Source organism: Mesorhizobium sp. 1B3 (assembly GCF_050958605.1).
Classification (GTDB): domain Bacteria; phylum Pseudomonadota; class Alphaproteobacteria; order Rhizobiales; family Rhizobiaceae.
Genome location: NZ_JBJHDO010000001.1, coordinates 121,050 through 146,235, shown reverse-complemented (window position 1 = coordinate 146,235; position 25,186 = coordinate 121,050). Strand labels below are relative to the sequence as shown.

21 protein-coding genes are annotated in these 25,186 nt (G+C 60.2%); 11 read left to right on the top strand and 10 right to left on the bottom strand.

What is annotated here, in order from left to right; all coding sequences use genetic code 11:
* Positions 1 to 89 precede the first annotated feature (89 nt).
* On the bottom strand, positions 90 to 1,097 hold the full coding sequence (locus tag ACCO56_RS00675) for a glycosyltransferase family 2 protein (protein WP_433636651.1): 1,008 nt from the start codon (positions 1,095 to 1,097) through the stop codon (positions 90 to 92).
* Between the two features lie 104 nt (positions 1,098 to 1,201).
* On the opposite strand from ACCO56_RS00675, the gene ACCO56_RS00670 reads away from it, so the two are divergent.
* On the top strand, positions 1,202 to 2,014 hold the full coding sequence (locus ACCO56_RS00670) for a glycosyltransferase family A protein (RefSeq protein WP_433636648.1): 813 nt from the start codon (positions 1,202 to 1,204) through the stop codon (positions 2,012 to 2,014).
* An 87-nt stretch (positions 2,015 to 2,101) separates the two neighbouring features.
* Here ACCO56_RS00670 and ACCO56_RS00665 read toward each other — a convergent pair whose 3' ends face one another.
* The 3 genes from ACCO56_RS00665 to ACCO56_RS00655 are packed head-to-tail and all read right to left on the bottom strand — an operon-like array spanning position 2,102 to position 5,248.
* Positions 2,102 to 3,376, bottom strand: a complete 1,275-nt coding sequence (locus ACCO56_RS00665; RefSeq protein WP_433636646.1) for a rhamnosyltransferase WsaF family glycosyltransferase — start codon at positions 3,374 to 3,376, stop codon at positions 2,102 to 2,104.
* A gap of 13 nt (positions 3,377 to 3,389) precedes the next feature.
* Positions 3,390 to 4,310, bottom strand: a complete 921-nt coding sequence (locus ACCO56_RS00660; protein WP_433636644.1) for a glycosyltransferase — start codon at positions 4,308 to 4,310, stop codon at positions 3,390 to 3,392.
* Between the two features lie 2 nt (positions 4,311 to 4,312).
* Positions 4,313 to 5,248, bottom strand: a complete 936-nt coding sequence (locus ACCO56_RS00655; RefSeq protein ID WP_433636642.1) for a hypothetical protein — start codon at positions 5,246 to 5,248, stop codon at positions 4,313 to 4,315.
* Positions 5,249 to 5,582: 334 nt separating this feature from the next.
* Here ACCO56_RS00655 and ACCO56_RS00650 point away from each other — a divergent pair, with 334 nt between their 5' ends.
* A complete protein-coding gene (locus tag ACCO56_RS00650) occupies positions 5,583 to 7,055 on the top strand; it encodes an O-antigen ligase family protein (protein WP_433636641.1) in 1,473 nt (490 codons plus the stop codon).
* 144 nt (positions 7,056 to 7,199) lie between these two features.
* Here ACCO56_RS00650 and ACCO56_RS00645 read toward each other — a convergent pair whose 3' ends face one another.
* Together ACCO56_RS00645 and asnB are read right to left on the bottom strand one after the other, a co-directional pair.
* Positions 7,200 to 8,099, bottom strand: coding sequence for a glycosyltransferase family 2 protein (locus tag ACCO56_RS00645; RefSeq protein WP_433636639.1), 900 nt, complete (start codon positions 8,097 to 8,099; stop codon positions 7,200 to 7,202).
* 13 nt (positions 8,100 to 8,112) lie between these two features.
* Entirely contained in the window at positions 8,113 to 9,981 is a 1,869-nt protein-coding gene (gene asnB, locus ACCO56_RS00640; protein WP_433636637.1) for an asparagine synthase (glutamine-hydrolyzing), read from the bottom strand.
* A gap of 33 nt (positions 9,982 to 10,014) precedes the next feature.
* Here asnB and ACCO56_RS00635 point away from each other — a divergent pair, with 33 nt between their 5' ends.
* The 8 genes from ACCO56_RS00635 (at position 10,015) to ACCO56_RS00600 (ending at position 18,410) form a co-directional block, all read left to right on the top strand.
* Positions 10,015 to 11,055, top strand: a complete 1,041-nt coding sequence (locus ACCO56_RS00635; RefSeq protein WP_433636636.1) for a glycosyltransferase family 2 protein — start codon at positions 10,015 to 10,017, stop codon at positions 11,053 to 11,055.
* 428 nt (positions 11,056 to 11,483) lie between these two features.
* Positions 11,484 to 12,668, top strand: coding sequence for a glycosyltransferase family 4 protein (locus ACCO56_RS00630; protein WP_433636633.1), 1,185 nt, complete (start codon positions 11,484 to 11,486; stop codon positions 12,666 to 12,668).
* A 230-nt stretch (positions 12,669 to 12,898) separates the two neighbouring features.
* The gene (locus ACCO56_RS00625) at positions 12,899 to 13,399 is read left to right on the top strand and encodes an acyltransferase (protein WP_433636631.1); all 501 of its coding nucleotides are present in this window, start codon (positions 12,899 to 12,901) and stop codon (positions 13,397 to 13,399) included.
* A gap of 1 nt (position 13,400) precedes the next feature.
* Entirely contained in the window at positions 13,401 to 14,438 is a 1,038-nt protein-coding gene (locus tag ACCO56_RS00620) for a Gfo/Idh/MocA family protein (RefSeq protein WP_433636629.1), read from the top strand.
* The gene (locus ACCO56_RS00615) at positions 14,435 to 15,541 is read left to right on the top strand and encodes a DegT/DnrJ/EryC1/StrS family aminotransferase (protein ID WP_433636628.1); all 1,107 of its coding nucleotides are present in this window, start codon (positions 14,435 to 14,437) and stop codon (positions 15,539 to 15,541) included. The genes ACCO56_RS00620 and ACCO56_RS00615 overlap by 4 nt, the downstream gene beginning before the upstream one ends.
* Entirely contained in the window at positions 15,531 to 16,256 is a 726-nt protein-coding gene (locus ACCO56_RS00610) for an acyltransferase (protein ID WP_433636625.1), read from the top strand. The genes ACCO56_RS00615 and ACCO56_RS00610 overlap by 11 nt, the downstream gene beginning before the upstream one ends.
* On the top strand, positions 16,246 to 17,223 hold the full coding sequence (locus ACCO56_RS00605) for an NAD-dependent epimerase/dehydratase family protein (protein WP_433636624.1): 978 nt from the start codon (positions 16,246 to 16,248) through the stop codon (positions 17,221 to 17,223). Before ACCO56_RS00610 ends, ACCO56_RS00605 begins: the two co-directional genes overlap by 11 nt.
* Positions 17,220 to 18,410 carry a DegT/DnrJ/EryC1/StrS family aminotransferase gene (locus tag ACCO56_RS00600; protein WP_433636622.1) on the top strand — a complete coding sequence of 397 codons (1,191 nt, stop codon included), beginning with the start codon at positions 17,220 to 17,222 and terminating at the stop codon, positions 18,408 to 18,410. Before ACCO56_RS00605 ends, ACCO56_RS00600 begins: the two co-directional genes overlap by 4 nt.
* Positions 18,411 to 18,489: 79 nt before the next feature.
* Here ACCO56_RS00600 and ACCO56_RS00595 read toward each other — a convergent pair whose 3' ends face one another.
* The 4 genes from ACCO56_RS00595 to ACCO56_RS00580 all read right to left on the bottom strand — a co-directional run bounded on the left by ACCO56_RS00595 (position 18,490) and on the right by ACCO56_RS00580 (position 23,376).
* Positions 18,490 to 20,007, bottom strand: a complete 1,518-nt coding sequence (locus ACCO56_RS00595) for an O-antigen translocase (protein WP_433636621.1) — start codon at positions 20,005 to 20,007, stop codon at positions 18,490 to 18,492.
* A 5-nt stretch (positions 20,008 to 20,012) separates the two neighbouring features.
* Positions 20,013 to 21,086 carry a dTDP-glucose 4,6-dehydratase gene (rfbB, locus tag ACCO56_RS00590; RefSeq protein WP_433636619.1) on the bottom strand — a complete coding sequence of 358 codons (1,074 nt, stop codon included), beginning with the start codon at positions 21,084 to 21,086 and terminating at the stop codon, positions 20,013 to 20,015.
* Positions 21,087 to 21,094: 8 nt separating this feature from the next.
* Positions 21,095 to 22,015 (bottom strand): glucose-1-phosphate thymidylyltransferase RfbA, encoded by a 921-nt coding sequence (gene rfbA, locus ACCO56_RS00585; RefSeq protein WP_433636617.1) that lies wholly within the window; start codon positions 22,013 to 22,015, stop codon positions 21,095 to 21,097.
* Positions 22,016 to 22,086: 71 nt separating this feature from the next.
* Positions 22,087 to 23,376 carry a polysaccharide biosynthesis/export family protein gene (locus tag ACCO56_RS00580; protein ID WP_433636615.1) on the bottom strand — a complete coding sequence of 430 codons (1,290 nt, stop codon included), beginning with the start codon at positions 23,374 to 23,376 and terminating at the stop codon, positions 22,087 to 22,089.
* Positions 23,377 to 23,884: 508 nt separating this feature from the next.
* On the opposite strand from ACCO56_RS00580, the gene ACCO56_RS00575 reads away from it, so the two are divergent.
* On the top strand, positions 23,885 to 24,679 hold the full coding sequence (locus tag ACCO56_RS00575) for a LuxR C-terminal-related transcriptional regulator (RefSeq protein ID WP_433636613.1): 795 nt from the start codon (positions 23,885 to 23,887) through the stop codon (positions 24,677 to 24,679).
* Positions 24,680 to 25,186: the final 507 nt, after the last annotated feature.

Genomic DNA, 25,186 nt, shown 5'->3' with positions numbered 1-25,186 from the left:
CTCGTCGCGCCCCTGGGCGTCGCGTGAATCCTTGTTCACGCGACGCGCTGTAAAAGCGCAGGGCGCACGTCACCGGAAAGGAGACTCGGCTATTTGTTGTCTCGCACTGCAATGTGATTGACGAACGACCTGACTGAGAGCCAAGTGTTCGCTCCCATAGCGCGTTTCAGAGCCAGTTTCATCCAAGGCAACGACAACCGCGACGTCGGGACAAGCTCCACAGCAAATCGAGCGATTGCATTGCTGAGATCGGGATTGCGGCGATTAAAGGCTACGCTTGCCTCATTGATTGCCTGCGCGGCAAGATCGCGTAGCAATCCACTCCGGATGTCGTCGCCCTCTCTCTGCATTCGCGGGTCGCATTCGAAGAGGCATTCTATTGCCTTTCTGCGCTCCTCCAGGTCGCGAAGGATATACTCGCCAAAATACGTGAGAGACATGTTTGAGCCATGCTGCCTGTACACGGCCTGATACTCGTCAACGAAACCGACCGGCGCCCGCATGGCCAATCTCATCCACATCTCCATATCGCCACTGTGCGGCAGATCTTGACGATAGCCGCCAATGTCCTTTTGCAGTTTCGTCCGAACAACAGCAGTAGGTGTCGGCACGATATTCTTGGCCCCGCTTAGCCGAAAAAAAGATCTCCCGTCCATCGCACTGTTTTGAACGAAGCCAGGTGCGCGCCCCAAGGGATGTACAGGCAAGGACGTTCCATCCTCATTGAGCACGGTTGCGGCGCCAAAAGCGAAACCCACTTCCGGCATGCCCGACAAGAGCCTTGTCGAGCGTCCGAGTGAGCCGGGCAACAGATAATCATCGGCTGAGAGCAGCAGGAAGTACTCTGCGGATGCCCATTCGATCCCTTCGTTGTAGGTCGCGATGTGGCCCATGTTGACCGGGTGACGACGAAATAAAACTCTGCTGTCTGAATGCGCTAGAGATGATGCAACTTCCGCGCTATCGTCAGGGGACGCATCATCAATGATGAGTATGCGCGCATCAACATCCCCCTGAGACAATACGCTTTCGACGCATTCCTTAAGAAAATGTCCGTATCGATAGCATGGCACCACCACATCAATTGAATGCGCCATATTGATCTCCCAGGTTGACCCACACTGACCTATCCCGAACCATAACCAGGATAGTAGGCTTGTTGTGTTCCTGAAGGTTGTCAATTGTCACGGACGAGCAATGCATGGCCTCGCCTACTGCTTTCAACGCAGACCTGCCTCCCGACAGGCCCACCTATACCGCTCTCATTCGGACCTTCAACTCGGAAGCAACCCTGCCGGATACGCTCCGCTCACTTGAACGTCAGTCCCTCCCTCCCCACCGGTATGTATTTGTCGATTCAGGGTCCACGGACCGAACGCTGTTGCTGTTTCCACCCGGCTCAACAATTCACGAATACAAAACAGATAAATTCAATTATTCTATCTCTCTTAACCTTGGAATAGATTACATCGTCGATGAATTCACCTTAATTACCAGTTCACACACAACAATACTTGGAAGAGAAGCCATTGAATACGCGATCAATCTTCTTCGATCGAGAGATGACATCGGCGCGGCCTATTTCTTACAGGAATTTTCTGATAATATTCGCTACTCTCTGATAAATCAGAAGACTTTTTCGGGATACAACGGCGTATGGAATACATGCGCGATTTATAAGACCGAACTTCTCAAGAAAAGACCATTTCGGCCTGAGGTTTTCTCAGCAGAAGATCAGGACTGGTCGCGATGGCTCCTGCACGAGGAAGGACTACACATAGCACAGATACACGGATACGGCATGTCATATAACAACCCATCCAAGTATCCTATTAGAAAAAAATTAAATGAGGAATTTGCAATTGCCCTGTTCGTTAAACCTGAAATGATGAGACTTCCCTATATTATCAAACTAATTCTTAGATCCGTAAGACCTATCTCAAGCATAAGAGATCGCGCCTGCAACTTATTGCTTGCATATCGTATCATTCATCGAAACCTCTTTCGAGAATAGCTTGTTGTTCGAGCCGCGCCAGAGACCCGCAGAGGTCATCGAGCGCTTGATCCTCCAGCTTTTGATCTCGAGCACAGGACGAGCCGGCTACGTTCCCAGTGCTCGGCGAAGCGCCACATCCACCGCGGCTCCCGCGTCGTCCCATGAGGCCGAGACGACGCTTGCCGCCGCACGCCGGGAGACAGTGTCGAAGCTCGATTTCGTGACCACCGCTTCCAGCGCCCCCGCCAGCGCATGCGGTGTCGGGGGGGCGTAGACCACATGGGGATTGTCCAGAACGATGCGATTTTGATCAGCGTCATTGACGACGGGAATGCAGCCGCAGGCGAGCATTTCGTGGGGAACGAGCGATACGTTCGTCAAAGACAGCGAAAGGCCGGCAAAGCAGCGATTATAGATTTCGTTCAGCTTCGCCGGCGTCACCAGACCGTGATTCACGAACTTGAATCCCAGGTCCCCCATCCTTTCACCAAAGAGATGCAACTCGATCTGCGGCTGGCGCTTCGCAAACAGCCCTAGCGCCAACAGACCGAGTTCGACCGCGCGCCGTGGGGTTTCCGCGCGCGCGTAAAATGCCACTCCGTTACGTTTCACGGCTGGATCGTGGCTGTATCTTGCAGTATCGCACCCGAACGGGAAATAGTCGGTCTCCATGCCGAAATCCCGCGACAGCTTTTCCGCCAGCCACCGTCCCGCCGTGATGCCGTGAAAACCCATCCGGTAGGTATTTTCGGCAAGAACGCTGCTGGTGCCCACCGAGTAAAAATACGGCTCGTAGTCCTGGACAAAGTAGAACCGCTTTCCATGACAGGGAGAGTTGAACACCGGATATGCTGACGTCCAGTTGGTCGCTACGACGGCGTGGGCATGACGCATGCCGTCCTTCACATTGCCGATTTCGCATGTGAGCCCGTAATGTTCGCGCGCGATGGCCTCATAATATCGTTGGTCACCGCCGTAAGGCGCATAGAAATATACGCGGTTGGAATAGCCTCTCCCCTGCAGATACTTGACGATACGATAGAGGGTCGTGTGGCCGCCCGAGCCTGGGCCGGCGGGTCCTGTAACCCAGTTCACGGCGATCGGTTCGCCCGGAGTGATTTTCGGAAACACTATCTTTTTGGGCCGCGTCAGGTCCGCAGCCATTACATCCTCCGGAAAGACAGGCCAGACGACGCCGCGTGGCCGGACCCAGTCCGATGCTTTAGAACGGACGCGAAAGACAACTTCCTTGTACCCGCCCTTTGCAAGGATATTTACAAGCTGACGAGCGCGGCGGCTTGCCTGGCGATGCATGGCGCCGAGGGCCGACGCCCCGGGAGCGGCGGCGGCTTCTATGATTTGTGATGTGCTGAAATCCATTAGCCTGAAATCCTCAGGATGCGGGTGGCTTTGCTGGCCCGGCATTCAAGCCTTGCCGCAGCCCGAACCTTGTTCTCCAAAGGAGCTTGACCCGATCGAGTCCGTCGCGTCCGAGAAGCCCCATCACAAGACGTTTGCCTGTTGCCCTGCCGGATTCACGGACGAAACGGACCGGCCGGGAAATGAACTGATCTCTGCCGAGGTCGAGAAGACGTGGCTCGGCGACACCATCGAGGAGTCGTCCAAACTCATGCCTGTAAGGCGTTGGCGCCACGAGGCGTCCTTGGACGCGGTTGCTCACGTTTGAGCCGTGGACGATCTGCAGCCAGCCAGGAGATCCTTCGAGCTCGACGACAGGCATGCGGTTGCCCAGTTCGGTATGCCATGCTGACCACGCCATGACCGGCGCGGACCAGGACTCTCGAACCGAATTGAACGCGTTCCGCGGATAGCGATACAGATACAGACCTTCCGACCGCCTGATCAGACCGTTCACGAGGTAAATCGCAACCCTTTCTTGGGCCGTGGTGACCGCCTGCACTCTGTCGACAAAATCGACCGCAATCCCATCATCGTTATCGAGATTGGTTGTGATAAGGACCTCACGCTCACGATCGATCAACCCGCGGATGTCACCCATCATCTCTGCGTTCGACACGCTTTCGCGATAGATCGGAGCATAGTACCCGTGCTTGACGTGGCTGGCGATGCGATCGCGCAGCCATGCCGGGCTTGCGGGATCGAAATAGATCATCCAAACGAAATTCCGGTTTGTTTGCGCTGCCACGGACGGCAGGCAATATTTCTCGAACAAACCCACGCGCTGGCGGAGCCAGCCCTCCTTGGCCCTGATCAGGCTCTCCACACCAGGCGACGGCAAGTTAAACCGTGTAAGCAATATGTGATTGATGGATGTTTTGTTGGATTCCCGCATGATCAGCCGCCGTTTTCGGTATTGCAGGGTTGCCAGTATGAAGCGCCGGGCTGACCGTTCGCATCAAGGGTAACGATCGCCGCATCCCAGATTTTTACGACCGAGCACTTGACGTCTATTGGGCCGTACCCCCAGGACTTGACCACGATATTGAGGTCTTTCACAGATCCCGGCATGCCTAGTCGAAACGGATAACCTCCGCCGCTGACGAGAAGACCGTCGATGTCGACCGAGGCGTTGCCCTGGTTGCTAGGGTAGAAGAAAGGAGCCGTTCCGCCACAGCCAATGGCAGTGCCGAGTTCGAGCGTAACGTTGCGCACCCTTAATGGTGGGCCGTCATAACCTTGAATACCGTCTCCATGCCAATCACGGCATATGTCGGGTGCGACGACCCGCGCGAAGCTGTCCTCGATTGTGACTGGACCGCATTTGCCGTCGCTTGCCCCTCCGATGCGAAAACCTTGCGCAACATTGTCGATCTTCACGTTGCGCGCCGTGTAACCACCCACTCCGATTGCCGGCTGATCGGTGTCAAGGGTTGGTGCGGTGGAGCGCGTCACGGTTGTATCCTCGATGACCAAGCCATTATGGCATTCGGAGCCAGGCCGGTTGTCGATACGTCCTCCGCGGATCTCGACGCGGCGAATAGTGACGCCCGGCGCATCGATCATCAGATCACCATCCGTGATCCTGAGATCCTCTACGACGGCCCCTGGCTCGCGAACCCAATAATCCCCTGTCAATGATCGCACCGGGACCCAGTTCGATGGGATGCCGGTCGTACCACGTGATGGAAAAAGACGCTCCGCCTTCATGCCTCGCGAAGCGGACCTTGCCTCGGCCAGTTTCACGGCGCCGAACGCGGCAGCGGGCGGCGGCGGAGCCTCGCCCAGACGACGAAGACTCTCCTGCGTGGCAGCCTGCGGCGCATCCGCCAACGACACGCGCGCGAACCCGACAACAAGCAGTAGGCAAGCCACGAAAACGCCGAGCTTGTCCGAAATTGCGAAAAGCAGACGCATATGCTTTGCACGGCGCGTTCCGCCACTCATCGCTCTCATCCTGGTGACATTCTGGAAGCTCCCGCCGGCCCATTGGGTATTCGAGATTTTATGCGTCGCGCACAGCAAGGAAAGGCGCTGCGGCCCCTCCATTCGGACTAGGAGGCATAAGCTAGATGGATCAGTCGCGCAGCGAGAGAGGCTGTGTATAGTCGGGTCGTTCTCCAAAGGTGCGCGGGAAATGGGCATCGGTGCAACCAGGACACCGCGGGTGACCACGGGACTCGATCCGGCGCTTCAGTCGGAACAGTCAAAGCCTGTCACGGTGGTGCGGTCGGCAAGTGCTGCACGCTCCTTGACGCGCGCGACACGATCCAACCGGCGGACGAAGATCGGACCGGATCAGACCGGCCAGGTTGAAGCTGGAACACGGCCACAAAGAGCGCCCTGGCCAGTCTTGATCTTCATTGCCAGCCTCGTGATCCCATGGATCATCCCGTTGGGTCCGCTGAGCATGTCGCCATACCGGTTTGTTCTGCTGGCTCTCCTGGTGCCTTGCCTCGTAATGTGGGCTGGAGGTCGCGCGGGTCCCATCCTGGCAGTCGACGTGGCAGTCCTCCTCTACTGTGTGTGGTCAGCAATCAGCGTGGCCGTGGCCCACGGTGCCTCGGCCTCGGTGCAACCAACCGGCATCTTCTTCATCGAGACAATGGGCGCATATCTCCTGGCCCGCTGCTACATCCGCACGGCCGCAGACTTCGAGAGCATGGTCGTTCTGGTCACCAGGACCATTATCCTGCTACTCCCTTTCGCAGCCTATGAATGGGTTGCCGGGCAGAAACCACTGCTCTCGATATTTGGAGCGGTCTTTCCTACAGTCGACGTTACTTTGATGGAGCCGCGGCTCGGTTTCTGGCGCGTGCAAGGTCCGTTCGCCCACGCCATCCTTTTCGGGCTTTTTTGCGGAAGCATGTTTGTTCTGGCATTCTACGTGCCTGCCGCAGGCTACAAGACGATCCGAAGGCGGTTGTCGACAGGCATGGTCGCTGCCGCTGCTGTTATGTCGATGTCTTCAGCGCCTATCGCAGGCCTACTTTTCCAGCTCGCGCTGATCGGCTGGAATTGGCTCCTGAGGCAGAACAAGAATCGCTGGAAAATCCTTTGGGCGCTGGCCTTCGCCGGGTACCTGGTCGTCGAACTTGGGTCCAACCAATCACCGATCCAATTCTACATATCCTACTTCACTTTCGACAAGAATACCGGCTGGTTTCGCCTTTACATCTGGGAATACGGGTCTGCTTCGGTCAGAAACAATCCACTTTTCGGGATTGGCTTCAACGACTGGGTACGACCGAAATGGATGGTCCCAGATAGCGTCGACAATTTTTGGCTACTTACTGCCATGAGATACGGAGTCCCGGCCCTGGCCTTTATCCTGGGAGCATATCTCTGGCTTCTTTTTCAGATTGCTTCCAGAAAGTTTCAGGATGAAAAACTACAGACCTACAAGGTGGCCTATCTGATCTGCATGACGACTTACTTCATCGTCGGAACCACCGTTCATTTATGGGCTGCCCCCTATGTGTGCTTCTTGTTCCTCCTGGGAAGCGGTGCCTGGTTCCTCCACGCCAGCGCAGAGTGCCCGGAGGCGCCGGTCGATGTTACAAAGAGCAGCCTCAGCCGAGGCAATTTCAACCCGAAATACTCCAGGCGAGCGCCGGCACGGGCACGTGAAAAGCAGTAGGTGGCATTGCGCGAGCCATCGTCTCCGGAGCCGGTTGCAATTTCCGAATTCGCGCGGCAGGGAAGTTGGTCAGCCCTCGCCCTCGCCTCCTATGTGCCGGCACGGCTTCCCCGGAACGCGCCATCAGCCAGAGCCGCAATACGGTTATTGCCGGTTCCACGCGCTCGAGATGGCACGCGCATCCTCATGTATCAGCACTTCGATCATACGCCGCCCGCGATAGAGCCGGATGCGGGCGAGGCACAGGAACGCCAGTACGCGTTCCCATGCGCCCGAGACACGAGGAGAGAAGAGCAAGGTACGAAGCTCGAACGCCGGTGAGCCTGCGATTGCGATCGCTCTCGCAGCCCATCGCAATGCTCCCAGCCTACGGGAACGCATGAGTTCATAGTCATGCGCGATGTGCCTGTCCCACTTTCGGGTGAGTTCGGAGAAGGACTTCCGCGCGGGGTGATACACGATCATCTCGGGGACGTACCGTATCGCATAGCCTTTTGCGCCTGCTCGCAATCCCCAGTCCCTGTCCTCCGCTGTCTCGATTCCTGCAAAGGGTCCGACCGCTGCAACGACTGACGGCAAAGTGGCAAGATTGCCGGTGCCCGAGAATCCTTCCGCTATGTGTTCGTTGTTCCGGTACGAGTAGATGCTTTCGTAAGGTTCGAGGAATGTCGGTCGAGAGGGGCTCTCATAGCCAACCCTTACGTCGCCACCGATAATCTGGGTCCCGGCTTTGGCGAAAGCTGCTTCGATCGCCGCGAGCCATCCCGGATCGGCCCGGCAATCCGCGTCGATGAAAGCCAGTATGTCGCCGTGAGCCTCCCGGATACCGCGGTTACGTGCCGGTCCAGGACCAGGCGTCCTCTCCTGAACGAGCCTTACATCCGGCCATGCGGCGCAGACTTCGGCTGGAAGCCGGGCGGAGCCGTTGTCGACGACAATGATCTCGCGCTCGGCGACCAAGCCTTTTTGTCGATGCAGGGCCTCCAGCGACGCCCTCAGGTGGCTTTCCTGATTCAAATGCGGAATGATCACCGAAATCAGCATGTCGATTGCCCGCTCAGAAGAATTCACGCATGAACGTCTCAAGGGAAAACAGAGCCCATAAAGTCTTGTCGTGGTTCTGTTTCCCCATCGCGTGACTATCCAGCAATTGCGCGACTGTGGCGCGATCGAGGTAAGCCGCGCTGATGCTGTCTGTCCCAAGCAGAATGGATCGGGCTGGATCGCGAAGAGGACCTCGAAACCACTCCGTGACCGGCATCCGAAAACCGTTCTTCTTGCGAGTGAGGACTGCCTTTGGCAGCCGTGAGCCAAGCGCCTCGCGCACGATCCGTTTGGTGGCGCGCCCCCCTATTCTCCAATGGTCAGGCAGGGTGCTCGCGAATTCCGCGAGGCGAACGTCCATGAAGGGGGTCCGAGCCTCTATCGAAGCCGCCATCGTCATCATGTCCATGCGCTCGAGCAGGTTGTCCGGCAGCCAGGAAGTCTGGTCGAAGTGGAGCACGCTGCGCAGCGGCGTGCTTCCCGACGCGGCCTGGAAAGGACGGCCGTCCGGCGCACGCGATGGTTTGGGCCCGGCCCAAAGCGCTTCGCGTTCCCTTGGTGTTATTGCGCCGAACCACATGATCATCCTATCATCGAAACGCGGGGCGCACATTGCTCGTGCGGCGATCCTCAGCCGCCTTGCCTTCGCCGCGACCGGGGATGTCGCGGCAAGCAAAGCACGTCCGGCGACCGACATGAGGCCGGGTTTAGCCAGATGCCCGAAGTAGCGCTCGACGAAATGCTTCGGATAGCCGGCGAACATCTCGTCGGAGCCCTCGCCCGAGAGCACGACCTTGACGTATTTGGCGGCCTCGACCGACATCAGGTAGATAGGCAAATCGGCAGTCTCCGACACAGGCGCCCCCCGATGCCGGCTCAACATGGGCAACAAGGTTGTCAGATCGTCGGTAGATAGTTCCAGCGGGGTATGGATCGTGCCGATTTGGCGAGCCGTTTCCGCGGCAAGAGGTAATTCCGAAGCCTGGTCGCCTCGAAAGCCGACGGAAAACGTTCGTATCTGCGGCGCGCCCAGATGTGCCAGCGTGGCGACGATCGACGCGGAGTCCAGTCCTCCCGACAAGAACGCGCCGACCGGAACATCCGCCCTGAGGCGGAGCGTAACCGCTTCATCGAAGATCTCGCGGAACGCGCCGATCGGATCGGAAGGCACTGGCCTACCTGAATCGACTTCTTCTGGACCGGTCCAATAGCGTCGGATGGTCGAGCGTCCACCTTTCCAAGTCAGATAGCTGCCGGGCGGAAGCTTGTGGATGCCGCGAAAGAAAGTGAACGGGCCCGGCGCGTAACGCCAGCACAAATATTGATAAAGCGTATCTACATCGAGTTCGGCTTGCACCGCGGGATGGGCGAGCAAGGCGCGAATTTCGGAACCGAACACCAGGACAGACCCTGACGGCGTCTGGCGCTCCGCAAGGAAGAGCGGCTTCTTGCCGAATTGATCGCGCGCCAGAAAAACGCTTCGCGTCTTTTCGTCATGTAAGGCGAAGGCGAACATACCTCGAAACCGTGCCAAGCAATCAGGCCCCCAGACCCGCCAAGCTTCGAGAATGACCTCGGTGTCCGACCGTGTCGTGAACTTGGCATCGGCCTGGATGAGTTCCTTGCGAATTTCCAAATAGTTGTAGATTTCCCCGTTGAACACGACGGTGAAGCGGCCGTCATGGCTGGTCATGGGTTGAGCCCCAAGGGACAGATCTATGATCGAAAGCCGGCGGTGGCCGAACGCCGCCACCGCCCCCTCGGAAAGTGGCAGGACTATTTGACCCTCCCCGTCGGGACCGCGATGCCTGAGGGATTCCGTCATGTCATGCAGACGTCCCGGAAACATAGGAGGCCCAATCCACCCCGCGATGCCACACATGGCCTACCCCCTAGCCCGTTGACGGAAAGAGAGATGAATGTCGCAGCCAGCAAACCTTTTGGCTGTATTGCCCATGGCTCTCGAAAAGATCATACAGTCTCGATCGGCGACGAAAGCTTCCCACCAATGCAAGACACCGTGCCTGCGATCTCTGTAATTGTTGTCAGTTACAACACTCGAGACATGACCTTGGATTGTCTCCGGTCTGTCCAAGCGCAAACCCGCCGGGATTTCGAGCTGATCGTGCTGGACAACGCCTCGTCCGATGGCTCCGTCGCCGCAATACGTGCCGAGTTTCCGAGCATTCGCCTTCTTGCCGAGACCGAGAACCACGGATTCGCGAAGGGCAACAACATCGCCGCAGCCCACGCCCGTGGCGACTATCTGCTGCTTTTGAACCCGGACACCGTGGTCCTGGACGGTGCAATCGATCGGCTTTTCGACTTCGCGAAAAGCACGCCCGAGGCTGGAATCTGGGGAGGCCGCACGCTGTTCGGGGACCGCAGCCTTAATCCCGCCAGCTGCTGGCGGCGCATGACGCTTTGGAGTCTTACGAGTCAGGTGCTGGGCCTTTCGAGCCTTTTTCGCCGCAGCGCAGTTTTCAACCCGGAAGGATACGGCGGTTGGGAAAGGGACACCGAAAGAGGCGTGGACATCGTCAGTGGATGTTTCTTGCTGATCCGACGGCGCTTCTGGGAAGAGCTTGGAGGCTTCGACCTCAGTTTCGTGATGTACGGAGAGGAAGCCGATCTCTGCCTGCGCGCGCGCGATAAAGGAGCCCGCCCCCGTGTCACGCCCGAGGCCCAGATCATCCACTATGCCGGGGCCTCCGAAACCGTGCGGACCGACAAGATGATCAGATTGCTCAGGGCCAAGATACTTCTGATCCGGCGGCATTTTCCTCCCTGGCAGCGCCAGATCGGGCTCATGATGTTCAGGCTGTGGCCATTCGGTCGATACTGGGGAACGAGGGCGTTCGGGCGGTGGGAGAACTCGAAGACCTGGGGCGCGATTTGGGGCCGGCGGTCCGAGTGGTGGCACGGGTGGCCGGAACTGCGGACGCCCGCCGAATGACGGCTCTCGCAACGCAGTGGCCGCGCATCTGCGCATAGTTGGAAAGCCCTTACCGACAGACGCGTCGCGCATTAATGTTTGGCTGAAACGGCCTGATCTGTGCCCCATGTTCGGCCCCACAAGTTTCCTCACGCTACATGGGCCTCCGCCGTCTCCGAGGGATGCCGTGTGTCTATTGTTGAACTTGTGAGCGCTCGCCTTGCAAGTAACCCGAACCCTGCCAGAAGTCGGTACGGCCGAACTGCTCCCTTACGTTTTATAACCATGGGGGCCGCTACAGTATCTCGACAAAAGGGGTAGCAGCCTATTCCGTTTGCTGACTGGAGTGTTCAAGAGGCCAAAACGTATCGTCGCCGCGACTTGCTTGTGGGCAGGAGGCGGCCATTTCGAAGAACCACCACATTCTCATTCTCGTGGAGAATTTGCCCGTGCCCTTCGATCGGCGCGTGTGGCAGGAGGCTCAGGCCCTTGGCGAGGCCGGATACGAAGTGTCGGTGATATGTCCAGCCGGCAAAGGGTTTGACAAGACGTACGAAGTCATCGACGGAATCCACATTTACCGACATCCCCTGAAGGAAGCGGAGTCGGCTGCCGGATATGCGCGAGAGTACGGCAGCGCGCTCATGCACCAGATACGGCTTTCATTTGCGGTACGCCGTCGCAGGCGGATCGACGTCATACAGGCCTGCAACCCTCCTGACCTGATGTTTCTTGTCGCGCTGCTGCACAAGCTTCTGTTTGGCACCTACTTCGTGTTCGACCACCATGATCTCGGGCCGGAGCTCTATGTCAGCAAGTTCGGCCGAAAGGACTTTTTGTACCGGATCATGTGTCTGCTCGAGCGGCAGACGTTTCGAACTGCTGACGCAAGCATCGCAACGAACGAGACCTTTCGCGACATCGCGGTGGCTCGCGGCGGCATGGACCCGAACCGGGTTGTCGTCGTCAAGAGCTATCCTGAAGCGAGCAAGTTCCGGCTTACGGCCGCCGAGGAATCGCTCGTTGTGCCTGGAAAGCATCTGATCGGTTACATCGGGATCATGGGCGCTCAGGACGGCGTGGAGACCCTGGTTCGCGCGATGGCCGAGATCCGGCACGTCCGTCGACGGGATGACATCAACTGCATCATCATCGGAGACGGACCGGAATTGGGCAGGTTGAAGGAAATCGCGGCCTCTTTGGATCTCGACCACTCTCTTCAATTCACGGGATATCTCAGCGGACCACAGCTCATGGCGCACCTGTCCGCCTTGAACCTGGGCGTCATTCCGGATCCACCGAACGAGTTCAACGACAAGCTCTCGATGAATAAGGTGTTCGAGTACATGATGCTCGGTCTGCCTTTCGTTCAGTTCGACTTGCGCCAGGCCTCCAGCGAGGCGGGAAGCGCGGCACTGGTGGTGCGGGAGCATTCACCGCAGGCGCTTGCCAATGGAATCGTGGAGCTGATCGACGACCCCGAACGCCGCAAACGGATGGGACTATTGGGGCGCGCCGTGGCGGAGCGGGAGTTTCAATGGTCGCTCGAGGCACGGCGATATCTCGATGCATATCGGAACCTGCTTCGCCCCGGCCTGGCGCAACGCGGCCATCGGCCGCATCCAGCATCGTAGCCGGCGCGACCGACGCGGCGCCTTTCCTGCGTCATCACAATGATGAAATACAGATCACGGTGTACTTTCTCATCTTGGAGTTCATTCGCTTTGTCTCGCGATACTCCTTTGGGTCAATTTCCTACCAAGATTTGTTTCCTTTACGCGGATGGGGAAAAGCATTCCTGTGTTTTGCACATTCCTGTTCGAACGTCGTGAGTTGCAGCGATCGAGGCGCTGGGGGCATTAGCATGATCGCATCGAGTGTCGTCCTGGATGAGGGTGTGGTCATTCATCATCCGGATCTCGTCAATCTCTACGGCTGCAAGATTGGCGCTGGCACACGCATCGGCACCTTCGTCGAAATTCAGAAGAACGCCTCCGTCGGCCGCAACTGCAAGATCTCCAGCCACTCCTTCATCTGCGAGGGCGTGACCCTGGAGGACGGTGTCTTCGTCGGCCACGGCGTCATGTTCACCAACGATCTCTACCCTCGGGCGGTCGCGCCCGACGGAACGCTGATCAAGGATGGCGACTGGAGCGTCGTTCCCACCACCGTGCGCAAGCATGCTTCGATCGGCAGCAACGCGACCATCGTCGCAGGCATCACCATCGGCGAAGGCGCACTCATCGGCGCCGGCGCCGTCGTAACCAAGGATGTTCCCGCCCACGCAACCGTCGCCGGCGTGCCGGCGAAGGTCGTGGGACAAGCCAACCACATGCCGCTCAGGCAGGTTCTTCCCGGAGAGTGAGATGATAGGCGTCGCCGTCGTCGGTTATGGTTATTGGGGCCCCAATCTCGTCAGGAATTTTGCTGACACACCGGGTGCGCGCCTGGTGGCAGTCTGCGACCTGAAGAAGGAAAGGCTGGCTTCGGTCAAGGGGCGCTATCCCTCGATCAGGATCACCGACGATTTCGACGAATTGCTGCGCGATCCCGAAGTCGCGGCGGTCGCGATCGCCACTCCAGTCTCCACGCATTTCCGGCTCGCCATGAGCGCCCTGATGGCGGGCAAGCATGTCTTCGTCGAGAAGCCTATCGCCTCGTCGTCGGAGGAGGCCCAGCGCCTCGTCGAGGAGGCTGTGCGGCGAAAGCTCGTGCTGGCCGTCGACCACACCTTCATCCACACAGGCGCGGTGCGCAAGATGCGGGAGCTGGTCGAGGACGGCCTGGGCGAAGTCTATTATTACGACTCCGTGCGGGTGAATCTCGGCCTGTTCCAGCACGACGTCAGCGTGATCTGGGACCTCGCCGTGCATGACTTGTCGATCATGGACTATGTGCTGCCGGTCCGGCCCGTAGCGGTCTCGGCGACGGGCATGAGCCACGTCGCCGGCGAGCCGGCGAACATCGCCTATCTCAACCTGTTCTTCGAGAACAACCTGATCGCCCACGTCCATGTGAACTGGCTGGCGCCGGTGAAGGTACGCCGCACGTTGGTGGGTGGCAGTCGCAAGATGATCGTCTACGACGATCTCGAGCCAAGCGAGAAGATCAAGGTTTACGACAAGGGCATCACCCTCAACGGAGACGCGCGGCAGGCCGGCGAAAGGACCTACCAGGCGCTCGTCGGTTACCGCACCGGCGACATGTGGGCGCCCCATCTCGACGTGACCGAGGCCTTGGGCAGCGAGATCCGCGAATTCATCGGCTGCATTGAACGGTCGGAAATACCGGCCGCCGACGGGCGCGCCGGTCTGCGGGTCGTGCGCATCCTGGAGGCTGCCACTCAATCGCTCGCTCAACGCGGGCGCGTGATCGAACTCGAAGGCGTGAGGCGGGTGGCATGATCCCTTTCCTTGATCTCAAGGCGCAATATGCAAGCATCAAGGACGAGCTCGACGCGGCAGTGCTCAAAGTGCTCGCCTCTACCCAATACATTCTCGGCGAGGAGGTCGCGGCATTCGAGCGCGAATTCGCCAGCTACTGCGGAACCAGGCATGCGATAGCGGTGAATACGGGAACAAGCGGGCTGCATCTGGCGCTGCTTGCAGCCGGCATCGGGCCGGAAGACGAAGTCATCACCATTCCTTTCACCTTCGTCGCGACAGTGTCGGCGATCTGCTACACCGGCGCGCGGCCAGTTTTCGTCGATGTGGATCCTGTGACGCTGACGATGGATCCGGCAAAGCTCGAAGCTGCGATCACGCCGCGCACCAAAGCGATCATGCCTGTCCATCTGTACGGACAGATGGCGGACATGGCCGCGATCATGGAGATAGCCGGCAGGCATGGCGTCCCTGTTATCGAGGATGCCTGTCAGGCGCATGGCGCTGAATACCTCGGCCGGCGGGCGGGCAGCATCGGTCTTTCCGGTTGCTTCAGCTTCTATCCCGGCAAGAATCTCGGGGCCTGCGGAGAAGGCGGCATTGTCGTCACCAACGACGACCAGCACATGAAGACCATCCGCATGCTGCGCGACTGGGGCCAGGAACAGCGCTACCACCACACGCTGAAAGGCTTCAACTATCGCATGGACGGCATTCAAGGCGCCATCCTGAGGGTAAAGCTGCGTCACCTCGACGGCTGGACCGACGCGCGCCGGCAGCGGGCGCGCCACTACTCCGCCCTGCTCGCGGGCCCCTCCCGCATCAGGACACCCGTCGAAGTTCCGGGACGACGGCACGTTTACCACGTCTACGCCATCCGCGCTCACGACAGGGATGGGCTGCAGCGCGCGCTCCAGGCCGAAGGCATCCAGACCGGTCTGCACTACCCGATACCGGTCCATCTTCAGAAGGCCCATCTCGATCTCGGCTATGGGGCGGGCGACTTTCCCGTTTCGGAAGCTGCCGCGCGCGAGGTCCTGTCGCTGCCGATCTATCCCGAAATGACCATACGCCAGGTCGAGCAGGTCGTGGCGGCCGTGGAGCAGGAAGTCTATGTCGGTTGAGCCCATCGGCAATCGAGTGGTGAAAGCCGTCCATGGCCGGCAGGAGGTCGCGCCCGATCCCGATTTCGAGATCGGACTGAGCGAAAGCCTGAAGGCTTCCTATGGGAACGAAGGGTTGGTCGAGCTCTACGGACGTTTCGCCAATGGCGACGGCGCGCTCGACGCTCTGATGCGCCGCGCCATATGGCGTGGCCTGGCTCGCAAATGCGGCGCCAGGCTCCAGGTCGGCAGCGGCGCCGGCTTCAAGCATGCGGAGACCTTCGAGATCGGCAAGGGCGTCTTCATCGGCGCCCAGGCCTATATCCAGGGCCGCTATGACGGGACCTGCGTGATCGCCGACAATGTCTGGATCGGGCCGCAAGCCTATTTCGACGCGCGCGACCTGATATTGGAGGAATTCGTGGGATGGGGGCCGGGCGCCAAGGTGCTGGGCTCGACTCATACCGCATTGCCCGTCGACGTTCCCATCGTGCGCACCGATCTCGAGATCAAGCCCGTACGGGTAGGGGCCTGGGCCGACATCGGCACCAATGCCACCATCCTTCCCGGCGTCACGATCGGCACTGGCGCCATCGTCGGGGCGGGTGCCGTGGTCACAGAAGACGTTCCGCCCTTTGCCGTCGTTGCCGGCGTTCCAGCAAGGTTCCTGCGCTGGCGCACCGGCTCCGAGTTGCCGCCCGCGCTCACGTCCAATGGAGAACCCCATGAAGAATAAGCGTGTGCTGATCACCGGCGGCGCCGGCCTGATCGGCTCCCACATCGCCGACCTCGTCGCGCTTGAGCAGCCGCGCGAGATCATCATCCTCGACAATTTCGTGCGCGGGCGGCGGGAGAACCTGCGGCAGGCTTCCTCCCGCTTCCGTCTCAAAATCGTCGAAGGGGACATCCGCGACCAGTCGCTGCTCGAGAAAACCCTCGACGGCGTCGACGTTGTCTTCCACCAGGCGGCCATCCGCATAACCCAATGCGCGGAAGAGCCTCGGCTCGCCTTCGACGTATTGGCCGGCGGCACGTTCAACGTGCTGGAAGCAGCCGTGAATGCAGGCGTTTCGAAGGTGGTGGCGGCGTCCTCTGCTTCCGTGCTCGGCCTGGCCGAGAGCTTCCCGACCACGGAGGCGCATCATCCCTACAACAACAGAACCATCTACGGCGTGGCCAAGACCTTCAATGAAGGGCTGCTTCGGTCATTCAACGAAATGTACGGGCTGGACTATGTCGCATTGCGTTATTTCAACGTCTATGGACCGCGCATGGACGTTCACGGCGTCTACACAGAGGTGCTGATCCGCTGGATGGAACGCATCGCTGCCGGAGAACCGCCGATCATCCACGGCGACGGCACCCAGACGATGGACTTCGTCCATGTCCACGATATAGCCCGCGCCAACCTTCTCGCCGCGAAGTCGCATATAGGCGATGAAGTGTTCAACGTGGCGAGCGGATCCGAAACGAGCCTGCGCGAGCTGGCGGACAGGCTGATCCGTATCATGGGAGCCAAGGGCCTGGAGCCGCAGCACGCGCCAGCCCGCAAGGTCAACGGCGTCACGCGGCGCCTGGCGGATACGCGGAAGGCGAAGGAGCTTCTCGGTTTCGAGGCGAAGGTCGATCTCGACCAGGGCTTGCGGGATCTCGTCATGTGGTGGCAACAGGAGCGGCGCGCAACGCCGGTGGCAGCCGAATGAGCGGAGCGCAACGCATGATACCGGTCGCCAAGCCGCTCCTCGACGAGCGGGAAGTCGACGCGGCGCGACGCGCCATCATGTCTGGATGGGTCACCCAAGGCCCGGAGGTGGCGGCATTCGAACGCGAGTTCGCCAGCTTCGTCGGTGCTCCCTATGCCTGCGCAGTGTCAAACTGCACGACAGCGCTTCATCTGGCGTTGAAAGCTGTGGGCATCCAGCCGGGCGACGAGGTCGTCACGGTGACCCATTCCTTCATCGCGACCGCCAACGCCATTCGCTACTGCGGCGGCATACCGGTGTTCGTAGACATCGAGCAGGGCGGCTACAACATCGATCCCGACCTGATCGCCGCGGCGATCACCAGTTCCACACGCGCCATCCTTTGTGTGCACCAACTCGGCATGCCCTGCGATCTTACCCGTATCCTCGAAGTGGCAGGCAGCCACGGGCTGCCCGTGATCGAGGACGCGGCCTGCGCGATCGGCAGCGAGATCCATCTGGGTGGAGACTGGCGCAAGGTCGGCACGCCGCGCGCCGACATCGCGTGCTTTTCCTTCCACCCGCGCAAGGTCGTCACCACCGGGGACGGTGGCATGCTGACCACGGCCGATCCGGATTATGACCGAAAGTTCAGGCTCTGGCGCCAGCACGGCATGAGCGTGAGCGACACGGTTCGGCATGGCGCACGCGAGGTCATCTACGAGAGCTATCCGGAGCTGGGCTATAATTACCGCATGACCGACGTACAGGCGGCCATCGGCCGCGAGCAATTGTGCAGGCTGCCGGTGATCATCGAACGCCGGCGCCAACTCGCCGAGCAATACAGGAACGCGCTGGGCGACATCCCGGGGCTCGCCACACCCGTCGAGCCCTATTGGGCGCGCAGCAACTGGCAGAGTTATTGCGTACGGCTTCCCGCAGCCGCCGACCAGCGGTCGGTGATGCAGGCGCTGCTCGACCGCGGCATCTCCACGCGGCGCGGTGTCATGAACATCCATCTCGAACCGGCCTATGCCGATCCGAATTCCTTTCGCCGCGCATCGAGCCTCAAGAACAGCGTCGCGGCGCAATCGGGCTCGATCATCCTGCCGCTCTATGCGCAGATGACTTCGGAGGAGCTTTCGGCGGTCGTGGAGGGGCTCCACGAGGTCCTCGGCAGGCGCCAGGTCGCTGCCGCGCGAGCCTGACCGTTTTCGGCATCCACTTGAGCCGCGCCTCGTCTGGGAGCGCGGCTCTCTTAATTTCTGGATCTGCTTCACGGAACGCTCATATCCAGCGCGGCAACCAGTGGCCGAGCGGCAGATTCTCGCGGGGAACGAGCTTCAGAAGCATGCGCAGCGAATAGACACCGCTTGCGACCGAGACCAGTGCGCCTATGGCGACGGCTTGGGCCAGCGGAAGAAGATAGAATACCGAAAACACCACCGCGGATGCCGCGAGGAAAAGTGAGCCGAGCCCCAAATTCGCCGCCGACCAACGGAACCCGCTCATGGTGCGGGTGATCACGTAAGTCAGGGCCGTGTGCCAGACATAAAGGCTGAAGAAGGCGATGCCTGCCCCGGTCAGGCCGAACAGACTCACGAACAGCCAGGCCAGACCCACATGGACGACAGTCGCTGCGACTTCCGTCCAGAAAAAGATGTTCTGCGCGCCCTTGGCCACGATGATGAATCCCATCGGCCAAGAGGCGATCCGCAGCATCATGCCCAGGCAGATCCAGCGAAGCAGGTCGGCAGCCGCCTGAAATTCCGAGGAATAGAAAAGCACCATGAGGAGCGGCGCGGCCGTCAGCGTGGCCATGAGCCCAGGGCCTGCCAGAAGGAGACTGATCTGCGCTTGCTCGTTGACCAGGCGGTTACATTCTTGATTGTCCTCGCAGACGGCGGTCAGGCGCGGATAAAAATCCGTGCCCATGGCTTGCAGGATGAACCCGGCGTATAGCCCCCCCAGCGCCCAGGCCGCCTGATAAAGACCGGCGGCCTCGAAGCCGCCCAATCTCAAGATGATGAGGCGGATCGCGTAGGCAGCGCCGGCTGTCAGGACGGCGCTTGCCATGAAGGCGAAGCCCAGCTTCAGAAGCATGGTCGTTTCCCGCCGTGTCTGGAGGAGCGACGTTGCCGGCTTTGGCAGATGCACCTTGCGCCGATACCACCAGGATGTAGCGAGGGTCGTGGCAGCGACAGCGACGAGCGACGGCACGATGCCCTGCTCGCCGAACAGATAGATGATCGGGATGGTGATGATGGTGCTGGCTAGCGCGCCGACAATGTTGATCCAGGCCAGGTCGGAAATCCGCCGGAGGCCCTGAAGCAAGGCGGTTTGCCCGGCCGATACAAGCTTGAGGAACACCGCCAAGGAGAGAAGAACGAGGGCAGCAGCGTGGCCGCGGTCGCCGAAGGTGAACTGGGCGACCGGTAACGACAATGCTGTGAGAAGCAGCCCCCCCAGCAAGCCCAGCGCAACCGATACACGCCCGAGCACGATTGCGGTCCGTGCAATGCGGTCCTCGTCACCGGTGCCCACCGCTTCGGCCACTTGACGGACACCGCTTGCCTGGACACCCAGGCCGGCTACTGTCTGCGTGAGATCAGCGATTGTGTTGAACAATCCCATCAGGCCGACGCCGTCGGGCCCGAGCAATATGGCGATCGCCTTGTTGCGCACAGCCGCGAAGGCGATGTTGACGACGGACGAGCCGCCGATCACCGCTGTCGACTTCAGGATCTGAACGTAGGATTTCTCGCCTTCTCCGGCCGTCTCGCCGGATTGGACCTGCGCATCCATCTGTGTCAGCCGGTCCCGGTCGCCGCCAGCCGGCCGAGCCGCTCACCGGCATAGGCGCCCTGGCGGATGGGTTCCCACCACCATCTGTTAGCAAGATACCAGTCGATGGTGCGGGCAAGACCTGTCTCGAAACTCTCGCTCGGTATCCACCCAAGGTCTCGTTCGAGCTTCGATGAATCCATCGCGTAGCGGCGATCGTGTCCCGGCCGGTCCTGCACGAAAGTGATCAGTTCGCGATGGGCCGCGCCATTGCGCCGTGGCGCCTTCACGTCCAGAAGGTCGCAGATCGTTTGCACCACCGCCAGGTTCGTACGCTCGGCACGGCCCCCGATATTGTAGCTTTCGCCCATCGCCCCCCGTTCGGCGATGAGGGCCAGCGCCCGGACATGGTCGTCGACATAGAGCCAGTCGCGAACGTTGTCGCCCCTGCCATAGATCGGGAGGGGCTGTTCATCCAGCGCATTCAGGATCGAGAGGGGGATCAGCTTCTCGGGGAAATGGAAGGGCCCGTAATTGTTCGAACAGTTGGACAGCACGACCGGCAGGCCGAATGTGTGGTGCCAGGCCCGCACGAGGTGATCCGAGGCTGCCTTGGAGGCAGAGTAGGGTGACGAGGGCGCATAGGGCGTTTCCTCGGTGAAGAGGCTGTCGTCGAAGGGAAGGTCACCGAAGACCTCGTCCGTCGAAACGTGGTGGAATCGGAAGTTCTCGCCGGCCTCTCCTGTCAGGCCGCGCCAATAAGCCAGCACGGCATCGAGAAGCCGGAACGTGCCAACGACATTGGTCTCAATGAAGGCGGACGGCCCGTCGATCGAGCGGTCCACGTGGCTTTCGGCGGCGAGATGGATGACCCGGTCGATCTCCTCGGCGCGCAATATGGCTGATATCTGCTGGGCATCGCCGATGTCAGCCCGGACGAAGCGGTAGTTGGGATAGTTCTCGACAGATCGCAACGATGCGAGATTGCCGGCATAGGTCAGCTTGTCCAGATTGACGATCCGGTTGCGAGGATCGCCCGCCAGATAGCGGCAGAGCGCCGATCCGATGAAGCCGGCGCCGCCGGTAACGAGAATCCTCATGGTCGGCCTCACGCCGTCATGCGTTCCGGCCGGATGCCGGAAACGGCCCCAGGCACGGGTACGAGCTCACCGACGATGCGGCGCAGATAGCTGGCGTAGGAGGTCTTGCCCATCAAAGCGGCGCGCCGGAGCACCTGCTCTGCGTCAAGCCATCCCATGTCCAGCGCGATCTCCTCGGGACACGCGATCTGCACCCCCTGCCGCCGCTCGACCGTACGAACGAAGGAAGCGGCGTCGTAGAGACTGTCATAGGTGCCCGTGTCCAGCCATGCGTAGCCGCGGCCCAACTGGCAGACGTTCAGCCTCTCGCGCATGAGATAGGCATTGTTGACGGCGGTGATTTCCAGTTCGCCGCGCGCGGAGGGCTTCGTCGCGGCGGCGATGTCCACGACATCGTTGTCGTAGAAATAGAGCCCTGTGACCGCCCAGTTCGACTGAGGCTCGGCTGGCTTCTCTTCGATGGAGATGGCCCTGCCGGTGACCTTGTCGAACGTGACGACGCCATAGCGTTCGGGGTCTTCGACATGGTAAGCGAACACCGTTGCGCCGTTGCGGCCGGCCGCTTCCTGGCAAAGTCTGGGCAATCCGTGCCCGAAAAAGATGTTGTCGCCGAGCACCATGGCGACGCTGCCTGAACCGATGAAGTCGCGGCCGATGATGAAGGCTTCCGCCAAACCGTTGGGATGCGGCTGTGTGGCGTAGGACAGGTTCAGCCCGAAATCGGAACCGTCGCCGAGAAGCGCCTCGAAACATGGCAGATCGCGAGGTGTCGAGATGACGAGGATGTCGCGAATGCCCGCGAGCATGAGCACGCTCAACGGATAGTAGATCATCGGCTTGTCGTAGATCGGCAGGATCTGCTTCGATACCGCAATCGTGAGCGGATAGAGCCTGGTGCCGCTGCCGCCGGCAAGAACGATTCCCTTCATGTCTTTCCCTTGTCCGGTTGCGAGTTGCGTGGCGCTTCGCGCGCCCGCCCGAGAGCGGACGCGAGCGCCGATCATTGGCTGGCCTCGGATGCGACCGTTGTCTTCGTCTTGTTGTCCACGGCCGCCACCGGTCGGTCGCTCACAGGCAGAGAAGCCGATGCGACCGTGACCACGTCACCCGGCTGCAGCGCCGTTGTCTCTAACGCTGAGATTTCGACCGGTTTGCCGTCCTGCCGGCGCGTGATGACGAAGGAGAGGTCGCCCTTTGCTTCGCCCGACCTTGCGGCCAGCGTCTCCAAGAGGATTTTCTGCGAGGCCTCGCGCTTCAGTCTGAGAGTAGCAAGCTTTGCCTGCTCGTCTTGCAGAGCGGTCGCAACTTCTGTCTTCTGGCGGTCGAGGAGCCCGTCCGCACTCCTCGTTGCCTCGGTGATCGCCTGGCGCGCCCTCATGACAGCCGTCACCTGATCGAGACGGTCGGTGCGGTAGCCGGCCAAGGAACGCTCCAGCTCCGACTTACGGGAGGCGGTCGCTATACCCTTCTCGACCAGCGTGGTGACATTGGCGAGTTCGGTCTCGGCCGAAGCGATGCTGGCATCAGCCGCCTTGATCTTTTCAGTCAGAACATCGATCTCGGCCTTCAGCAGTCCGCGCAGATCGGCAAGCGACTTCGTCTGCCTATCGAGTTCGCTCGCCCGGCTCGTGAAGATGACCTTCTCCCGCGCGAATATCTGCTTTGCCACTTCGTCGCTCGCCGGCACGATGGGAAACCGGATCTCGGTCGCGCCTTCGCTTTCGGCTGTCAGCCGCGCGATCTTGGCCATGCTCCGTATAATATCCGCATCCATCATCTGTATTTCGGAGACGAGTTCGATCTCCTTTTGGGACTGTTCCCCTTCCGCTTTCGGTCGGCCACCGCCGAGAGCCAGCGCCTGCAGCACCGTCATGCCGGATCGGTACTTATACTCGCCAGGCGCCTTGACCGCGCCGAGCAGGTAAACCGGTGGATAGTCCAGGATTTCAACGGTCGTGTCCGGCTTGTCGACAAGGACCAGCTTTTCCTGAAGCCGCTTGGCGATTTCGGCTGCCAACGCCGTGCTGTCGAGATTTCCGACGGGCACCGGGCCGATCACCGGCAGGACGACCTCGCCCGATTGGGAAATCTCGAACTCACCGCCGAGCGCATCCCAGCGCTCATATGTGCCCTTGGTAGGCATCCATTGGATGACCGTCACGCGCAGTTTCGTCTGGGGCGTGATCTGGTCGGCCAGCGCCGCAAACGACGACCAGCCGAAACCGCCGGCGGCCAGCATGCCCGCTACCATCAGCGGGCGAATCCTTAACGTGACGATTTTCAAGGGCATATATCGCTCTCCGGCCGGCCGCCTCATCGACCCCTGACAGTCGCTTCCAAGTGTCGGGCAAGGCCGGCGATCGGCTTCACTGTGCGGATTCGCGCGGGTGTTGGAAAGTGGAAGGCCGGCATGCGCGCTTCATCAAAATTGGGGAGGCGGGTGGAACGCACCTCCCCCGAGGGTGAACCGGCTTTGGCCATCTCGCATGGATATGCGCCCATTGCCGGTCGGCTGCACGGAGCCTTGAGACGATGTATGCGCTGGGCTGTCCATCAAGTGCCGGTTCCGTCATGCGGACGGCGATCCTGGAGATAGTGATTGCCGTCCCGGTCTAGTCCGTTCGGATGAGGCGTGCCTACGGGGGCAATCCGATCGGCCGCATGCCATAGTCCCGCCTCTCTCCCTATTGGCTCGTCGCGGCACCCGCGGCGCCCCGCTATGCTCCGGACAACGTTACAAGAAACGCCTTGCGGGGTACGGGCGACATGCCGGCTCCTACCAGACTCAGGTGATCGACATGGCACCGCTGATGTACAGGGACGAGCAAGATCGCGCGGGTATCGGCGACGGCTACGTAAATCCGGAAACGCAATGCGAGCCGCAGCGGGCCATTATCGTCGCCGCGTCGGCGGGAACCATTTCGGAGCGGTTACTGCACGCGCTTCGGCGGGAGTTCCCCTGGACGATCGTCCAGCAGGTCGCCAACATCGAAGCTGTGTGCACCGGCTTTGCGGTGCCCGTTTCGCTGATCCTCCTCGACGCCCCGTTGCTGCGGGCCGCGGAGGACGCTTCCCAGGCACTTTCCAGGCTGCATCCTCAGGCATTGACCGCCGTCATCGAACTCGATGACCACAAACCGGTCTGTTCGCTTCCGGAGATTCTGGGATCCCAATTGGTGCGCGGCATCCTGCCGATGAACCTCGGACTCGATGCCTGGCTTTCCGTGATCAGGCTCATGCTGTGCGGCGGCGAATACTATCCGCCACGGATGTTCCGGTCCTTCGTCGAAAAGGCAGGAGAAGGGCGCGGCTCCCTGCCGAGCTTCGGCGGCAGGCCGGCCCATCGCGGCCGCGACGCGGACTTGGCCGACTTGACCGCCCGGGAGATCCAGATCCTCGAGATGGTTGCCCGCGGCATGCAGAACAAGACGATCGCCGCCGAATTCCGGCTGTCGGAACACACCGTCAAGATCCATCTGCACAACATCATCAGCAAGCTTGGTGCCCACAACCGCACCGAGGCGGCAGCGCGATTCCGGAACTTCCAGGAACGCCGGGCGGTGTCGACGGACATGACAGCGTCCAACCCATAGATCGGCTAAAGGCATGTCGCATGTCGGACGCCCAAAACAGCAGCAGATTTTGGGCGACATGCTTTAGCGGCCGAGTTCTCGGCTAGTCCGACTCCGGCCGCGCCTCCGCAGCATGGCCCCTCATATCCGCGCATTTGGCTGAAGCTTGGATTGGCCTTCCGCTCCCCGCGCCGCGCTTTCAGGCGCAGACGACCTGCATAGCTCCTCCATCCTAGGAAGAACTAGCTATCGCGGATTTATTGATCGTTACGGTTAATTTTCCGAAAATTTCATTCAGGCGTCGCAGCTGTCTTGGTTTTTCTCACGCAAGAACAAGAACACTTGCACGTCCAAAGATCGAAAAAGGCGAAAGTCAGAAAAAATCATCCGATAAAAGCCTTTCAAATTCGCAATAAATACCACAATTGGAGGCATTTATGCTGGATGAATACTCCAGAGCATACCATCACAACCTTTCGGACGATGGGCTCTCATCCGAAAGAGGTGTTCGCTCCAAGCCTGTGTATC

Bases quoted from the DNA above. Each gene is read 5' to 3' on its own strand.
- ACCO56_RS00595 (WP_433636621.1), bottom strand. From the start codon at position 20,007: ATGGATGCGCAGGTCCAATCCGGCGAGACGGCCGGAGAAGGCGAGAAA.
- asnB (WP_433636637.1), bottom strand. From the start codon at position 9,981: ATGTGTGGCATCGCGGGGTGGATTGGGCCTCCTATGTTTCCGGGACGT.
- ACCO56_RS00645 (WP_433636639.1), bottom strand. From the start codon at position 8,099: ATGCTGATTTCGGTGATCATTCCGCATTTGAATCAGGAAAGCCACCTG.
- ACCO56_RS00665 (WP_433636646.1), bottom strand. From the start codon at position 3,376: ATGGATTTCAGCACATCACAAATCATAGAAGCCGCCGCCGCTCCCGGG.
- ACCO56_RS00635 (WP_433636636.1), top strand. From the start codon at position 10,015: ATGAATGTCGCAGCCAGCAAACCTTTTGGCTGTATTGCCCATGGCTCT.
- ACCO56_RS00620 (WP_433636629.1), top strand. From the start codon at position 13,401: ATGATAGGCGTCGCCGTCGTCGGTTATGGTTATTGGGGCCCCAATCTC.
- ACCO56_RS00600 (WP_433636622.1), top strand. From the start codon at position 17,220: ATGAGCGGAGCGCAACGCATGATACCGGTCGCCAAGCCGCTCCTCGAC.
- ACCO56_RS00660 (WP_433636644.1), bottom strand. From the start codon at position 4,310: ATGCGGGAATCCAACAAAACATCCATCAATCACATATTGCTTACACGG.
- ACCO56_RS00625 (WP_433636631.1), top strand. From the start codon at position 12,899: ATGATCGCATCGAGTGTCGTCCTGGATGAGGGTGTGGTCATTCATCAT.
- ACCO56_RS00615 (WP_433636628.1), top strand. From the start codon at position 14,435: ATGATCCCTTTCCTTGATCTCAAGGCGCAATATGCAAGCATCAAGGAC.
- ACCO56_RS00605 (WP_433636624.1), top strand. From the start codon at position 16,246: ATGAAGAATAAGCGTGTGCTGATCACCGGCGGCGCCGGCCTGATCGGC.
- rfbB (WP_433636619.1), bottom strand. From the start codon at position 21,086: ATGAGGATTCTCGTTACCGGCGGCGCCGGCTTCATCGGATCGGCGCTC.
- ACCO56_RS00575 (WP_433636613.1), top strand. From the start codon at position 23,885: ATGGCACCGCTGATGTACAGGGACGAGCAAGATCGCGCGGGTATCGGC.
- ACCO56_RS00610 (WP_433636625.1), top strand. From the start codon at position 15,531: ATGTCGGTTGAGCCCATCGGCAATCGAGTGGTGAAAGCCGTCCATGGC.
- ACCO56_RS00670 (WP_433636648.1), top strand. From the start codon at position 1,202: ATGGCCTCGCCTACTGCTTTCAACGCAGACCTGCCTCCCGACAGGCCC.
- ACCO56_RS00580 (WP_433636615.1), bottom strand. From the start codon at position 23,376: ATGCCCTTGAAAATCGTCACGTTAAGGATTCGCCCGCTGATGGTAGCG.
- rfbA (WP_433636617.1), bottom strand. From the start codon at position 22,015: ATGAAGGGAATCGTTCTTGCCGGCGGCAGCGGCACCAGGCTCTATCCG.
- ACCO56_RS00675 (WP_433636651.1), bottom strand. From the start codon at position 1,097: ATGGCGCATTCAATTGATGTGGTGGTGCCATGCTATCGATACGGACAT.